The organism is Comamonas testosteroni, from assembly GCF_014076415.1.
Lineage (GTDB): Bacteria > Pseudomonadota > Gammaproteobacteria > Burkholderiales > Burkholderiaceae_C > Comamonas > Comamonas testosteroni_F.
On the sequence record NZ_CP043568.1, the window covers coordinates 4,288,256 to 4,303,309 of the forward strand.

At 61.7% G+C, this 15,054-nt stretch carries 15 protein-coding genes; 9 read left to right on the forward strand and 6 right to left on the reverse strand.

The features are described from left to right. Positions 1-37: 37 nt before the first annotated feature. Positions 38-874 carry a helix-turn-helix domain-containing protein gene (locus tag F0P97_RS19735; RefSeq protein WP_182283627.1) on the forward strand — a complete coding sequence of 279 codons (837 nt, stop codon included), beginning with the start codon at positions 38-40 and terminating at the stop codon, positions 872-874. A gap of 84 nt (positions 875-958) precedes the next feature. Here the strand turns inward: F0P97_RS19735 and acnB are convergent, their stop codons facing one another. The 5 genes from acnB to F0P97_RS19760 form a co-directional block, all read right to left on the reverse strand. Next, the gene (acnB, locus tag F0P97_RS19740) at positions 959-3,544 is read right to left on the reverse strand and encodes a bifunctional aconitate hydratase 2/2-methylisocitrate dehydratase (RefSeq protein WP_182283628.1); all 2,586 of its coding nucleotides are present in this window, start codon (positions 3,542-3,544) and stop codon (positions 959-961) included. Between the two features lie 97 nt (positions 3,545-3,641). Continuing rightward, positions 3,642-4,214, reverse strand: coding sequence for a hypothetical protein (locus F0P97_RS19745; RefSeq protein ID WP_182283629.1), 573 nt, complete (start codon positions 4,212-4,214; stop codon positions 3,642-3,644). 31 nt (positions 4,215-4,245) lie between these two features. After that, positions 4,246-5,250 carry an HpcH/HpaI aldolase/citrate lyase family protein gene (locus F0P97_RS19750; protein WP_182283630.1) on the reverse strand — a complete coding sequence of 335 codons (1,005 nt, stop codon included), beginning with the start codon at positions 5,248-5,250 and terminating at the stop codon, positions 4,246-4,248. After that, the gene (tam, locus tag F0P97_RS19755) at positions 5,247-6,071 is read right to left on the reverse strand and encodes a trans-aconitate 2-methyltransferase (protein WP_182283631.1); all 825 of its coding nucleotides are present in this window, start codon (positions 6,069-6,071) and stop codon (positions 5,247-5,249) included. Before tam ends, F0P97_RS19750 begins: the two co-directional genes overlap by 4 nt. Before the next feature lie 14 nt (positions 6,072-6,085). Then, positions 6,086-7,075 carry a malate dehydrogenase gene (locus tag F0P97_RS19760; protein WP_003063568.1) on the reverse strand — a complete coding sequence of 330 codons (990 nt, stop codon included), beginning with the start codon at positions 7,073-7,075 and terminating at the stop codon, positions 6,086-6,088. Positions 7,076-7,305: 230 nt separating this feature from the next. On the opposite strand from F0P97_RS19760, the gene F0P97_RS19765 reads away from it, so the two are divergent. The 8 genes from F0P97_RS19765 (at position 7,306) to F0P97_RS19800 (ending at position 13,955) form a co-directional block, all read left to right on the forward strand. Continuing rightward, complete coding sequence (locus tag F0P97_RS19765; RefSeq protein ID WP_182283632.1) at positions 7,306-8,097, forward strand: GntR family transcriptional regulator; 792 nt, start codon at positions 7,306-7,308, stop codon at positions 8,095-8,097. Between the two features lie 146 nt (positions 8,098-8,243). Then, positions 8,244-8,669 carry a succinate dehydrogenase, cytochrome b556 subunit gene (gene sdhC / locus F0P97_RS19770; protein ID WP_003063573.1) on the forward strand — a complete coding sequence of 142 codons (426 nt, stop codon included), beginning with the start codon at positions 8,244-8,246 and terminating at the stop codon, positions 8,667-8,669. 41 nt (positions 8,670-8,710) lie between these two features. Further along, a complete protein-coding gene (gene sdhD / locus F0P97_RS19775) occupies positions 8,711-9,076 on the forward strand; it encodes a succinate dehydrogenase, hydrophobic membrane anchor protein (RefSeq protein ID WP_003063575.1) in 366 nt (121 codons plus the stop codon). A gap of 33 nt (positions 9,077-9,109) precedes the next feature. Next, positions 9,110-10,915, forward strand: coding sequence for a succinate dehydrogenase flavoprotein subunit (gene sdhA, locus F0P97_RS19780; RefSeq protein WP_012839256.1), 1,806 nt, complete (start codon positions 9,110-9,112; stop codon positions 10,913-10,915). Positions 10,916-10,942: 27 nt separating this feature from the next. After that, a complete protein-coding gene (locus F0P97_RS19785; RefSeq protein WP_003053210.1) occupies positions 10,943-11,647 on the forward strand; it encodes a succinate dehydrogenase iron-sulfur subunit in 705 nt (234 codons plus the stop codon). After that, on the forward strand, positions 11,647-11,940 hold the full coding sequence (locus F0P97_RS19790; RefSeq protein ID WP_003053208.1) for a succinate dehydrogenase assembly factor 2: 294 nt from the start codon (positions 11,647-11,649) through the stop codon (positions 11,938-11,940). Before F0P97_RS19785 ends, F0P97_RS19790 begins: the two co-directional genes overlap by 1 nt. 30 nt (positions 11,941-11,970) lie before the next feature. Beyond that, positions 11,971-13,281 carry a citrate synthase gene (locus F0P97_RS19795; RefSeq protein WP_003063579.1) on the forward strand — a complete coding sequence of 437 codons (1,311 nt, stop codon included), beginning with the start codon at positions 11,971-11,973 and terminating at the stop codon, positions 13,279-13,281. A gap of 260 nt (positions 13,282-13,541) precedes the next feature. Continuing rightward, positions 13,542-13,955: a nuclear transport factor 2 family protein gene (locus tag F0P97_RS19800; protein ID WP_182283633.1), complete on the forward strand. Its 414-nt coding sequence runs from the start codon at positions 13,542-13,544 to the stop codon at positions 13,953-13,955. Between the two features lie 15 nt (positions 13,956-13,970). On the opposite strand, the gene F0P97_RS19805 is transcribed toward F0P97_RS19800, so the two are convergent. After that, positions 13,971-14,966: a quinone oxidoreductase family protein gene (locus F0P97_RS19805; protein ID WP_182283634.1), complete on the reverse strand. Its 996-nt coding sequence runs from the start codon at positions 14,964-14,966 to the stop codon at positions 13,971-13,973. Positions 14,967-15,054 lie beyond the last annotated feature (88 nt).

The window sequence follows — 15,054 nt, forward strand, 5'->3', positions numbered from 1 at the left end:
CATGGCCGCATGTGAGGCCTGCCACTACGATGCAGCCATGAACTCCAGCACCGCGCCCTCCTTTCATGCCTCGCCTATGCCACTTGGCGCACGCGCGCCGTTTGGCGAACACCTGCGCCACTGGCGCCAGCACCGCCGGCTGAGCCAGCAAGGACTGGCACTGGAGGCCGAGATCTCGACGCGCCACCTGAGCTATGTGGAAACAGGCCGCGCCCAACCCAGCCGCGAAATGGTGCTGCGCCTGGCCGAACGCCTGTCGGTGCCGCTGCGCGAGCGCAATGCACTACTGGTGGCTGCAGGTTTTGCCCCCATGTACCAGGCCCGCCCCCTGGACCACCCCGATCTGGCGGCCGCGCGCCAAGCCGTGGAGCTGGTACTCAAGGGCCACGAGCCCAGCCCTGCCCTGGCCGTGGACAGACACTGGAACCTGGTGGCCGCCAATGCCGTCGTGCCGCTGCTGCTGGACGGCGTGGCACCCTGGCTGCTGGAGCCACCCGTGAATGTTCTGCGCCTGAGCCTTCACCCCGAGGGGCTGGGTCCACGCCTGGCCAATTCCGCGCAGTGGCGCGCCCATCTGCTGCACCGCCTGCAGCAACAGATCGCGGCCACGGCAGACAGCGAGCTGCAGATGCTTCATGACGAGATTGCAGCCTACCCGTTCACCAAGGACAATGACTCCCCTCTGCCCAGCCCCATCGCCGTCCCCTTCGAATTGCACACCCATCTGGGCACACTGAGCTTCATCAGCACCATCACCATCTTCGGCACGCCCGTGGACGTGACACTGCAGGAGCTGGCCGTCGAATCGTTCTTTCCCGCAAATGCCGAGACACAGCAGGCGCTGCAGCGGCTGCAGGCCCGGCGCAGGGCCTGAAAAGCAAAAAGCCCGCAGGACTTGCATCCTGCGGGCTTTTGGGGTTCGGGCCCCTGAAGGCCCTGTCATCTGGCGCCCGAGCGCTTAGATCTTGGCCGCCACTTCAGCGTACTCGGCGATTTCGTTGAAGTTCATGTAGCGGTAGACGGAGGCCTTGTCGGCATCGATCACGCCCATTTCCTTCAGGTACTCTTCCTTGGAAGGCAGGTAGCCCAGACGCGAAGCGATGGCCGCCAGCTCGGCCGAGCCCAGATACACATTGGTGTTCTTGCCCAGACGGTTGGGGAAGTTGCGAGTGGAAGTCGAGATGACAGTCGCACCTTCACGCACCTGGGCCTGGTTGCCCATGCACAGCGAGCAGCCGGGCATTTCGGTACGTGCACCGGCAGTACCGAAGGCAGAGTAGTGACCTTCCTTGATCAGCTCGTCCTGGTCCATCTTGGTGGGAGGAGCCACCCACAGCTTGACGGGGATGTCGCGCTGGCCGCCCAGCAGCTTGGCTGCAGCGCGGAAGTGGCCGATGTTGGTCATGCAGGAACCGATGAAGGCTTCGTCGATCTTGGCGCCGGCCACGTCAGACAGGGTCTTGGCGTCATCGGGATCGTTCGGGCAGCAAACGATGGGTTCCTTGATGTCGGACATGTCGATTTCGATGACGTGAGCGTACTCAGCGTTCTTGTCGGCTTCCAGCAGATCGGGCTTGGCCAGCCATGCTTCGACCTTCTCGATACGGCGCTGCAGGGTCTTGGCGTCGGCGTAACCGTCGGCGATCATGTTCTTCATCAGAACGATGTTCGATGTCAGGTATTCCTTGATCGGCTCGGGGTTCAGCTTGATCGTGCAACCGGCGGCAGAGCGCTCGGCAGATGCGTCGGACAACTCGAATGCCTGCTCGACCTTCAGATCGGGCAGACCTTCGATTTCCAGGATGCGACCCGAGAACTCGTTGATCTTGCCAGCCTTGGCCACAGTCAGCAGACCTTGCTTGATGGCGTACAGAGGGATGGCATGCACCAGATCGCGCAGGGTCACGCCAGGCTGCATTTCGCCCTTGAAGCGCACCAGCACGGATTCGGGCATGTCCAGAGGCATCACGCCGGTAGCGGCGCCGAAGGCCACCAGACCGGAGCCTGCGGGGAAGGAGATGCCGATGGGGAAACGGGTGTGCGAGTCACCGCCGGTACCCACGGTGTCGGGCAGCAGCAGGCGGTTGAGCCAGCTGTGGATCACGCCGTCACCAGGACGCAGGGCCACGCCGCCGCGGTTGCTGATGAAGTTGGGCAGTTCGCGATGGGTCTTCACGTCCACGGGCTTGGGGTAAGCCGCCGTGTGGCAGAAGGACTGCATCACCATATCGGCGGAGAAGCCGAGGCAAGCCAGATCCTTGAGTTCATCGCGGGTCATGGGGCCGGTGGTGTCCTGCGAACCCACGGTGGTCATGCGAGGCTCGCAGTAGGTACCGGGGCGCACGCCCTGGCCTTCGGGCAGACCGCAGGCGCGGCCGACCATCTTCTGGGCCAGCGTGAAGCCAGCCGTGGAGGCAGCGGGCGCCTGGGGCAGGCGGAACACGGTGGATGCGGGCAGACCCAGGGCTTCGCGAGCCTTGGCTGTCAGCGAGCGACCGATGATCAGGTTGATACGGCCGCCGGCTTGCACTTCGTCCAGCAAAACGTCGGACTTGAGCTGGAAGTCAGCCACGGTTTCGCCGTTCTTGACGATCTTGCCGGCGTAGGGCAGCACGTCGATCACGTCGCCCATCTCCAGCTTGGAAACATCGACTTCGATGGGCAGGGCGCCGGAGTCTTCCTGCGTGTTGAAGAAGATGGGAGCGATCTTGCCGCCCAGCGTCACGCCGCCAAAGCGCTTGTTGGGCACGAAGGGAATGTCCACGCCCGTGCCCCAGATGATGGAGTTGGTGGCCGACTTGCGCGAAGAACCGGTACCGACCACATCACCCACGTAGGCAACCAGGTGGCCCTTCTTCTTCAGGTCTTCAATGAACTGCATGGGGCCGCGCTTGCCGTCTTCTTCGGGCTTGAACGCCGCGTCGGGACGCGTGTTCTTGAGCATGGCCAGGTAGTGCAGAGGAATATCGGGACGGCTCCAGGCGTCGGGAGCGGGCGACAGGTCGTCGGTATTGGTCTCGCCGGGCACCTTGAAGACGGTGACGGTGATCTTTTCCTCGACCTTGGGACGCGAAGTGAACCACTCGGCATCGGCCCAGCTTTGCATCACTTCCTTGGCCTTGGCATTGCCGGCCTTGGCCTTGTCGGCCACGTCGTTGAAGAAGTCGAACATCAGCAATGTCTTCTTCAGCGCGTCGGCAGCCACGCCGGCCACTTCGGCATCGTCCAGCAGCTCGATCAGGGGGTGCACGTTGTAGCCACCCACCATGGTGCCCAGCAGCTCGGTGGCCTTGGCCTTGGAGATGAGACCCACCTTCAGGTCGCCGTGAGCCACGGCAGCCAGGAAGGAAGCCTTGACCTTGGCTGCATCATCCACACCGGGCGGCACGCGATGAGTCAGCAGATCCATCAGGAATGCGTCTTCACCAGCGGGTGGATTCTTGATCAGCTCGATCAGGTCGGCGACCTGCTTGGCATCCAGAGGCAGCGGGGGGATGCCCAGTGCGGCGCGTTCTGCCACATGGTCACGGTAGGCTTTCAACATGGGTTCTCTCCAATGGTTTTTTGAAAAAGGCTGCGCGTGGAGCGCGAATTACAGGACTGGCGCATGTGCGATACGCCAGCCCTCAGCCTCGCCAGACTTATTTGCTGTCCAGCAGGCTGGGAGGTGGGTTCTTGCGGATGGCTTCGGCCACTTGCTGCTGCTCGGGGCTCATGCACTCATCCGCCAGACGCTGGCCGGCCTTCTGGTTCATCAGCATGGACTTGTTGGCGATCTGCAGCCACACGGCACCGGCCGCCTTGTCTTCCAGGCGCACGGTGCCCGTGGAAGTCTTGACGGGAGACATGTGGTACTTGAAGCCACGGCCGTCCACGATGAAGTAACCGGGGTTGGCTGCGTCGGCGTTCACGTTCACATAGGCGCCCAGCTCGCAGGCAATGCGGCCCTTGTGCACGCGCTCGGCCACGGCCAGCTCTTCCGTGCCCAGTGCGGCGGAAGCCGGGCCGGCGGCCACGGCGGCGGCAGCACCCGCGCCACCTGCAACTACGGCAGCGGCAGCCTTGCCCTTCTTGGAAGTAGTGGTTGCCTTCTTGGCGGCGGGAGCCTTCTTGGCGGCGGCAGCCTTGGCCTTGGGAGCGGTTTCTGCCACGGCAGAGTGGCTGATTGCGACCAGGGGAGCGGCAATCATCAAAGTGGCGATCAGGGTCTTCATAGGAATTAGCTCCTGCAGACTTGTTATGAGTTCAACGGATTGAGGCCGGGGCAAACCAGGGTTGAACTTCAACCGGCAAGACCTGCCCCGTCTGGTGAGCGCGCTCCAGCAACTGCCAAAAATAGCGGTAGCTCGCGCGGTCGTGTAGTACACCACCAAAACTGATGGGCGCCCAATTCTGCACCGCTGCAGAGGTAAGTATTTGTGCCGCCTGTAGAACTTCGTCTTCGGCTGGCGCAAATGCACGCAGAATCGGGCGAATCTGGTCAGGATGAATGCTCCACATGCGTGTGTAGCCAAGCTCACGCGAGGCTTTTTGCGCACAAGCGCCCAAAGCGTCAGGATTCCTGAATTCAGTGACAACGCAGTGCGACGGCACCTTGCCATGGGCATGGCAGGCTGCCGCGATCTCCAGCTTGGCACGAACGACCAACGGATGCTCGAACTGGCCCTGTGCCGTCATGGCGGACGCGGGGATGGCCCCGCCATGGGCCGAGACGAAATCCATCAGCCCGAAGGAAATGCTTTGCACGGCCGGATGTGCGGCGATGTCGAAGGCCTGCTGCACGGCAGCAGGAGACTCAATCAAGACATGCAGCGGCACACGCTTGTCTGTCGCGCGCTGCAGGGCTGCTTGCGCCTTGATGACGTCATCCACAGACTCCACCTTGGGAATCATGATGTGGCAGAGCCTGTCTGCCGCGCCGCCGGCGATGATGTCCATGTCCGCCTGGAAATGAGCATGCTCCACCGCATGCACCCGGGCCGCCACGCGCGCGCCTCGAGCCGCTCCATTCGCCAGCTCGACCACCAGACGCGCGTGCTCGGCCTCCCGGCCGACGGGAGCGCCGTCCTCGCAGTCCAGCGTCACGTCGAACACGCAGGTACCGAACTCCTGCATCATCTCTGCCTGCAGCTGCAGGCTTTTGCGCATGCGCGCTTCCACGCCGCTGTAGTGATCGCAGACGGGCAGACGCTGAGCGCCACCCTGAGCATCGAGAAGCACGGTGGCGGGATGAAGCAGTTCTTTCGTCATGACTTGCGCTGAGCCACCATGAAAAGTCGGGGAAAAGCCAGCAGACGCTTGCCGTCGGCTCGCTCCGGATAAGCCGCATCGATGCGGCTTTGATACTCGGCCAGGTACTCGGCCTGCAGCTCCCGGGGCAAAGCTTCCACGAAAGGCTTGAGGCCCGTGCTGCTGAGCCACTGCACAATCGCTGCGGCCGAGTCCATGGGATGCTGGTAGACGGTGTGCCACACATCCACGCTCGCGGCCTCATTCGAGGGAGCAGCCGGCTGGGGTGCCCCCAGCAGGTCGTAATACACCCCTATGGGCAAAATCTCGGTACGCACCTTGCTCGCATCCCCGATGTGCGCCACAAACCGGGGCAGTTGCGCGACTTCGCGCATGTTTCGGTGCGAGGGTTCCTGACGGTTGTCAGGCATCTGCACGGCCAGCACGCCACCAGGTGCCAGCAGCGAAAACAGACGTGGAATCAGGCTCTCATGCTCGCCCACCCACTGGATGGAGGCATTCGCATAGATCAAATCAGGTGCTGGCTCGCCTTCGGCAGGTGCCCAGGAGGCAATATCACCGGCCTCGAACCTGGCCTGCGGCAACTGCTTGCGCGCAGTCTCCAGCATGGCTTCGGAATTGTCGACACCGAGCACATCGGCGCCGGGAAACCGCTCCACCAGAAGTTCGGTGGAGTTACCCGGCCCGCAGCCCAGATCCACGATGCGGAGGCTGCGAGCGGGTGAATGCAAGCTGGAAGGTACTCTTGCCAGCAGTTCTGCCGCAGGGCGCGTGCGCTCATTGGCAAAGCGCAGATACAGCGCAGGGTTCCAGTCTTGCATAGGTTTTGCGCTGATTACAGCAGGTGCTTGACGCCGTCTTGCTCGCCTTGCAGCTCAGCCAGTGTCTTGTTGATGCACTCTTGCGAGAAGGCATCGATTTCCAGACCTTCGACGATCTTGTATTCGCCGTCAGCCGTGGTGGTCACGGGGAAGCCGAACACGATACCGGCGGGGATGCCGTACTCGCCGTTGGAAGGCACGCCCATGGTGACCCATTCGCCGTTGGAGCCCAGGGCCCAGTCACGCATGTGGTCGATGGCAGCGTTGGCAGCCGAAGCAGCCGACGACAGGCCGCGAGCAGCGATGATGGCTGCGCCGCGCTTGCCCACGGTGGGCAGGAACACGTTGGCATTCCATTCCTGGTCGTTGATGGCTTCCTTCACGGACTTGCCGTCCACGGTGGCGAAGCGATAGTCGGCGTACATGGTGGGCGAGTGGTTGCCCCACACGGTCAGCTTCTTGATGTCGCCAACCTTGAAGCCGCCCTTGGCAGCCAGCTGGGAAGCAGCGCGGTTGTGGTCCAGGCGCAGCATGGCGGTGAAGTTCTTGGCAGGCAGATCGGGAGCCGACTTCATGGCGATGTAGGCGTTGGTGTTGGCGGGGTTGCCCACAACCAGAACCTTGACATTGCGCGAAGCCACGGCGTTCAGAGCCTTGCCCTGGGCGGTGAAGATCTGGGCGTTGGCAGCCAGCAGGTCAGCACGTTCCATGCCGGGGCCACGAGGACGGGCGCCCACCAGCAGAGCGTAGTCGGTGTCCTTGAAGGCGGTCATGGGGTCGGCGTGGGCTTCGATGCCGGCCAGCAGGGGGAAGGCGCAGTCTTCCAGCTCCATGATCACGCCCTTCAGAGCGTTTTGAGCCTTTTCGTCGGGGATTTCCAGCAGTTGCAGAATAACGGGCTGATCTTTACCCAGCATTTCGCCGGAGGCGATGCGGAACAACAGGGCGTAACCGATTTGGCCAGCTGCGCCGGTAACGGCGACACGGACGGGCTTCTTGCTCATGGTGAAACTCCAAGATTGGAAAAAAGTGAGATGTTATGGGCGCCAGGTTGCACCAGCGTAACCACCAGTAGCGCAAGCTCCGCAAACATGCGGCAAGTGTACTGCTGAAATCAAAGCCCGGTCAATTTGTCTTATGTCTTATATAAGATATGATCTTCACTTAGCGACCAGAGTCAAATCGACTGTTTTTTGTGCATCGCATCGCGGAGGCGATACCTTCAAAACCAACTATGCCGAGCCCTCACAACACAGCCCCGGACAACAACGCCAGCCATAGCGGTGGCGCCGGCGTCTCCACCCCGGCCTTCAGTCCTCTGTACCAGCAGATCAAGGGCCTGATCCTGCAAAGCCTGGAAGCTGGCGAATGGCGCCCCGGAGAACTGATCCCCAGTGAAATGGAGCTGGCAGCCCGTTTCAAGGTCAGCCAGGGCACGGTGCGCAAGGCAATCGATGAACTGGCCGCCGAAAATCTGGTCATGCGCCGCCAGGGCAAGGGCACGTTCGTGGCCACTCACGCCGCCCAGCAGGTGCAGTACCGCTTTCTGAATCTGCGCCCCGATGCCGGCGACCTGCAGGGCGAAGGCCGCGCAGAGCGCCACATCCTGGAGTGCCGCCGCCTGCGCGCGCCCGCCGAAGTGGCCCGCGCCCTGGCCCTGCGCACCGGCGACGCCGTGATGCATGTGCGCCGCACCCTGTCCTTTGCCGCAATCCCGACTATTTTGGAGGACATCTGGCTGCCTGGCAACGCCTTCAAGGGGCTGACGGCGGAGCAGATGTCCAGCTACCAGGGCCCCACCTACGCCATGTTCGAGCTGGTCTATGGCGTGCGCATGGTTCGGGCCGACGAGAAAATTCGCGCCGTTCTGCCGGATGCCGAGCAAGCCCAGCTGCTGAACATCCCCAGCACCACGCCGCTGCTCAGCGTGGAGCGAACTGCTTACACATACAACGATGTTCCCATGGAGTTACGGCGCGGCCTGTACCGCACCGACACCCATCATTACCGCAATGCTTTGAACTGAATCCCCCCGTAAAAGCGTTGATTGCAACAGAGCCCAATCATCTGCTATGCAAATTCGGCTAACGGATTCTGCTGCATTGCAATAGAATTTTGTGTCGCTTCGCACTAGCGATTACAACGCAGTTACATCCACGAAAGTACCCTGCCATGACAGAGCAAAAAGCAAAACAGCGGCCAGAGTTCCGCAATATCAACTTCTTCTCGGACCTACCGACCTATCGCCTGCCCCTGGCAGGCATTGTGTCCATCCTGCACCGCGTCAGCGGCCTGCTGATGGCGATCCTGCTGCCGTTCATCATCTGGATGTTCGACAACTCGATCTCGTCGGAAATTTCGTTTGATTCCTTCACGTCGGTATTCGCAGGTCCCTTTGGCTGGTTTGCCAAGCTTGTCTGCCTGGCTCTGATCTGGGCCTATCTGCACCACTTCTGCGCAGGTGTCCGCCATCTGGTGATGGACGTGAACCACCATGCCGTGAACAAGCAGACCGGCAAATCCACCGCCGCAGTCGTGCTGTGCATCAGCGTTGCCCTGACCGTGGTGCTTGGCGCCAAGCTGTTTGGTCTGTACTGATCAGCGCCCAGTCAATAACACCTCACGATAAGGAAACAACCATGTCCGTGAATTACGGCTCCAAGCGCACCGTTGTCGGTGCGCACTATGGCACCCGCGACTTTCTGGCCCAACGCTCTACCGCCGTCCTGATGGCGCTGTACACCGTTGTGCTGCTGGTGCGCTTTCTGACGGTCGGCGGCCCCGTGGGCTACGAGCAGTGGGCCGGCATTTTTGCTCCCCAGTGGATGAAGTTTCTGACCCTGGCCCTCTTCGTGGCTCTGGGCTGGCATGCCTGGATCGGCGTGCGTGACATCTGGATGGACTACGTCAAGCCCGTGGGCCTGCGCCTTGCACTGCAAGTGGTCACCATTGTCTGGCTGGTCGGCTGCATCGGCTGGGGCATCCAGGTTCTGTGGCGTCTCTGATTGAGACACAGTCTCCACGATTGAAGGTTAAGAATGAGCTACTCCAAAGCAAATATCACCAAGCGCAAGTTTGACGTCGTGATCGTCGGTGCCGGCGGCTCCGGCCTGCGCGCTGCGCTGGAACTGTCGCGCGCCGGTCTGTCCGTCGCCTCGCTGTCCAAGGTTTTCCCCACTCGCTCGCACACTGTGGCTGCTCAAGGCGGCGTGTCCGCATCGCTGGGCAACATGAGCGAAGACAACTGGCACTATCACTTCTACGACACCATCAAGGGCTCCGACTGGCTGGGCGACCAGGACGCCATCGAGTTCATGTGCCGTGAAGCGCCAAACGTCGTGATCGAGCTCGAGCACTTCGGCATGCCTTTCGACCGCAATGCCGACGGCACCATCTACCAGCGTCCCTTCGGCGGCCACACCGCCAACTACGGCGAAAAGCCCGTGCAACGCGCCTGCGCCGCTGCTGACCGTACCGGTCACGCCATGCTGCACACGCTGTACCAGCAGAACGTCAAGTCCAAGACCAACTTCTTCGTGGAGTGGATGGCGCTGGACCTGATCCGCAACACCCAGGGCGATGTGGTCGGCGTGACCGCACTGGAGCTGGAAACCGGCGACCTGTACGAGCTGCACGCCAAGGCCGTGCTGCTGGCCACCGGCGGTGCCGGCCGCATCTTCCAGGCTTCGACCAACGCCTTCATCAACACCGGTGACGGCCTGGGCATGGCTGCTCGCGCAGGCATTCCTCTGCAGGACATGGAGTTCTGGCAGTTCCACCCCACCGGCGTGGCCGGTGCCGGCGTGCTGCTGACCGAAGGCTGCCGCGGCGAAGGCGCGATCTTGCTGAACAGCGAAGGCGAGCGCTTCATGGAGCGTTACGCTCCCACGCTGAAGGATCTGGCACCGCGTGACTTCGTGTCGCGCTCGATGGACCAGGAAATCAAGGAAGGTCGCGGCTGCGGTCCCAACAAGGACTACATCCTGATGAAGCTGGACCACCTGGGTGCCGAAACCATCCGCAAGCGTCTGCCTTCCGTGGAAGAAATCGGCCACAACTTCGCCAACGTGGACATCACCAAGGAACCCATTCCCGTGGTTCCCACCATCCACTACCAGATGGGCGGCATCCCGACCAACATCAACGGTCAGGTCGTGGTCTGGGACGGTCAGCAGAACAATGTGGTCAACGGCCTCTACGCCGTGGGCGAATGCTCGTGCGTGTCCGTGCACGGCGCCAACCGCCTGGGCACCAACTCGCTGCTGGACCTGCTGGTCTTCGGCAAGTCTGCCGGCAAGCACATCGTGGAATTCGTCAACGGCTTCGGCGCTCACCACGAAGTGCCCGCCGACGGCGCTGACCGCACCCTGGCCCGCCTCAACCAGCTGCAAGACTCCAAGGACGGCACGTACGCCCAGGACGTCGCCGGCGAGATCCGTCAATCCATGCAGACTCATGCTGGCGTGTTCCGCACGCAAAAGAGCATGGACGAAGGCGTGGAAAAGATCAATGCGATCCGCGAGAAGGTCGGCTCCGTGACCCTGAAGGACAAGTCCATGGTGTGGAACACCGCTCGCATGGAAGCCCTGGAAGTGGACAACCTGATCGAAGTGGCACAAGCCACCATGACCTCGGCCGCAGCCCGCAAGGAATGCCGTGGCGCACACACCGTGTACGACTACGAGCACCCTGCCGACCACGCCGAATTCCCCCTGGGCCGCAACGACAAGGAATGGCTCAAGCACACACTGTGGGACAGCGCGACCAACAGCCTGACCTACAAGCCTGTGAACCTCAAGCCCCTGACCGTTGCCAGCGTTCCTCCCAAGGTCCGCACGTTCTAATTCAGCAGCCCACGAGAGAAGATCAAAATGAAGCGCACATTCAAAATCTACCGCTACGATCCGGACAAAGACGCCAAGCCCTACATGCAAACAGTGCAAGTGGAGCTGGACGGTCACGAGCGCATGCTGCTGGACGCCCTGGTCAAGCTCAAGGCCATGGATCCTTCCATCGCCTTCCGCCGCTCCTGCCGTGAAGGCGTGTGCGGCTCCGACGCCATGAACATCAACGGCAAGAACGGTCTGGCCTGCCTGACGAACATGAACACCCTCAAGGGCGACATCGTTCTCAAGCCCCTGCCCGGCCTGCCCGTCATCCGCGATCTGATCGTGGACATGACCCAGTTCTTCAAGCAGTACCACTCGATCAAGCCCTACCTGCAAAGCGATGTCTACGCCTCGCCCAGCAAGGAGCGCCTGCAGTCGCCCGAAGAGCGCGAAGAGCTCAACGGCCTGTACGAGTGCATTCTGTGCGCCAGCTGCTCCACCAGCTGCCCCTCGTTCTGGTGGAACCCCGACAAGTTCGTGGGCCCGGCCGGTCTGCTGCAGGCTTACCGCTTCATCGCGGACAGCCGCGACACAGCCACGGGCGAGCGCCTTGACAATCTGGAAGATCCTTACCGCCTCTTCCGCTGCCACACCATCATGAACTGCGTGGACGTGTGCCCCAAGCACCTGAACCCCACCGCAGCCATTGGCAAGATCAAGGAGCTGATGGTTCGTCGAACCGTCTGATGCTGATGACGAATACTCTGCTCGACGAACGTGAGCGCGACCTGCTGAGGTGGCGCAGCCGCCGTGGCCTGGTTGAGAACGATCTGTTCATCGAGCAGTTCTTCGCCACCTACGGAAGCCAGCTCACGCGGAGACACGCGACTGGCCTGTCTGCCTTGATGGATCTGGCAGACAACGACCTGATGGATCTTTTCTTGCGTCGCAAGGAACCTGAAGGACAACTCGATACCCAAGAAGTCAGGGAAGTGCTGGAGATGGTGCGCAAGCGCCAGCCCGGTAACTGTCCCCAGTAGGCTAGGCAAACTAGAGAAGGAAGTTTGGAAATGAAACTCGCTGACAACAAAGCAACGCTGTCTTTCAGCAATGGCGCTCCCAGTGTGGAAATGCCGGTGTACCAGGGCAATATCGGCCCGGATGTGATCGACATCCGCAAGCTCTATGCCCAGACTGGCATGTTCACGTATGACCCGGGCTTCCTCTCTACCGCCGCCTGCCAATCCGCCATCACCTACATCGATGGCGACAAGGGCGAGCTGCTGTACCGCGGCTACCCCATCGAACAACTGGCCAAGAACTGCAACTTCCTGGAAACCTGCTACCTGCTGCTGTACGGGGAGCTGCCCAACGAGAAGGAAAAGGCCAACTTCGAAGAGCTGGTGACCAAGCACACCATGGTCAACGAGCAGATGCAGTTCTTCCTGCGCGGCTTCCGTCGTGATGCACACCCCATGGCCGTGCTGACCGGTCTGGTGGGCGGCATGTCGGCCTTCTACCACGACAGCACCGACATCACCAACCCAGAGCACCGCAACATCGCTGCGATCCGCCTGATCGCCAAGATGCCTACTCTGGTCGCCATGGCATACAAGTACGGTATGGGCCAGCCCTACATGTACCCCAAGAACGACCTGTCGTATGCCGGCAACTTCATGCGCATGATGTTCGGCAACCCCTGCGAAGAGTACAAGGTCAACCCCGTGGTTGAGCGCGCTCTGGACCGCATCTTCATCCTGCACGCCGACCACGAGCAAAATGCCTCGACCTCCACCGTGCGTCTGTGCGGTTCTTCGGGCACCAACCCCTTTGCCGCCATCTCCGCTGGCGTGGCCTGTCTGTGGGGCCCTGCCCACGGCGGCGCCAACGAAGCCTGCCTGAACATGCTGGAAGGCATCCAGGCCAACGGCGGCATCGAAAAGGTCGGCGAGTTCATGGAACAGGTCAAGGACAAGACCAGCGGCGTGAAGCTGATGGGCTTTGGCCACCGCGTCTACAAGAACTACGACCCCCGCGCCAAGCTGATGCAGGAAACCTGCAACGAAATCCTGGCCGAGCTGGGCCTGGAAAACGACCCCCTGTTCGCCCTGGCCAAGAAGCTGGAAAAGATTGCACTGGAAGACGACTACTTCGTCCAGCGCAAGCTCTACCCCAACGTGGACTTCTACTCCGGCATCGTGCAGCGAGCCATCGGCATCCCCGTCAACCTGTTCACCGGCATCTTCGCTCTGGCCCGTACCGTGGGCTGGATCGCTCAGCTCAACGAACAAATGGCCGACCCCGAGTACAAGATCGGTCGTCCCCGCCAGTTGTTCACCGGCTCCGTGTCGCGCGACGTCAAGCCTATCGCTCAGCGTTGATCGGCGCACCCAGGCCCGGATTTCCGGGCCCGATGGTGGCAAAAAGCCCGCAGACTGCAAAGTCCGCGGGCTTTTTTACTTGATCCATCGACCTCAGCCTTGGTAAAACCATAGCTGGTTACGCAAGACACAGGTTGATTTCAACCTTAAATCACCCCAGTATCCTTTGATACAAAGCGCTAGCCGCTATAGAAATTCATGGCCCGTGCCTGAACCGCAATCAGAGCCAGTCCTGCCATCCATTTTTCATACTCGTTCCCATGCATGCAAAACGACAACGCAATCTGGAGCTGGCCCATGCCGTGCTCGACTGGAACCAGCGCCACCTGAACCGTCACACCACGCTGAGCCGCGAGCAGGTCGCCGAGTGCTTTGCCGAGCAATTCGTGGTCGAGCCTAACGGCCGCCACTATGCTGCCAGCCTCGAGAGCTATCGCGAATTTCTCGAAGGCATGAAGCTGGACATGGAAGGCATTCGCTACGACATCCGGCACACCACGGCCGACGAGGACTCCGTGGTCTTTTCCATGGATGTATGCATCACCAAGACCGATGGCAGCACCCAGCACTTTGTCGCCATGCTGCTCATGCGCTTTGACGAGCATGGAAAAGTCAGCCTGTGGCACGAGGTCTATCTGCCACGACCCCAAGCCGGCGCGCAGCAAGACCGCTGACGCAGATGGCCCCCGTCAAGGCACGAGCAAAATGGGCTGCTGGGCGCCATGCGCCTCCAGCTGCCTGTGGGCCTGCGCCGCATCGGCCAGCGCAAACTCCTGCGGCTCGCCCATGCGGAAATGCTTTTTGCGCAGCGCCTCGAACAGGCGGGCGGCCATGGCATCGCGCTCTTTGGGCTTTTTGACGAAGTGAAACACCATGGGCCGGCACACGCTGTTCGACTTCGCGGCCAGACGCGCAATCTCCAGCGGCGGCACCGGACCGGAAGACTGCCCGTACATCACCAACTGGCCGCCGATGCCGAGACTGGCCAGCGAGGCGTCAAAGCTGTCCTTGCCCACGCCGTCATAAGCCACATCCACGCCTTCGCCGCCAGTCAGCTGCTGCACGCGCGCAGCCACATCCTGGGCGCCCGCACCGCGATAGCGGATCACCTCCACGCAGCCGGCCTGATCGGCCTTTTTTGCCGTGGCATCGCTGCCCGCCGTACCGATCACCATGGCTCCCAGCTGCGTGGCCCACTGGCTCAGAATCTGCCCCATGCCGCCACCGGCGGCCTGCACCAGAATCCGCGAGCCCTGACTTACCCGGGCCACCCGGTGCAGCAGCACATCGGCGGTCAGCCCGCGCAGCAGGCTGGATGCGACCAGAGCGTCGCTGAGGTCATCGGGCACGGCAATCAGCTCGTCGGCCGCAATCACGCGCTCGGCGGCGTAGATGGAATAGGCGCCAGAGACATAGCAGACCCGGTCTCCTTGCTTGAAGCGGGTCACGCCCTCCGCCACTTCGACCACGACCCCCACGGCTTCGATGCCGGGCGTGCCCGGCAGTGCCAGCGTCTTGTAAAGCCCCGAGCGCACATAGATATCATGAAAATTCACGCCAATGCGCGTGTGCTGCACGCGCACCTGACCGGCCGCCAGTGACTGCGAAGCGACCGAGGCGATCTTCAGAACCTCGGGGCCTCCGTATTCCGTCATGACAATGGCTTGATGCGTGGCCTGAATCATGATTTGCGCTCCTCTATGGTTGGAATCCTCCGAATGTAGCCTGCCGCCGCACTTGTCCCTGCGCCCCGCTGCGACGCGGCAATTCCCG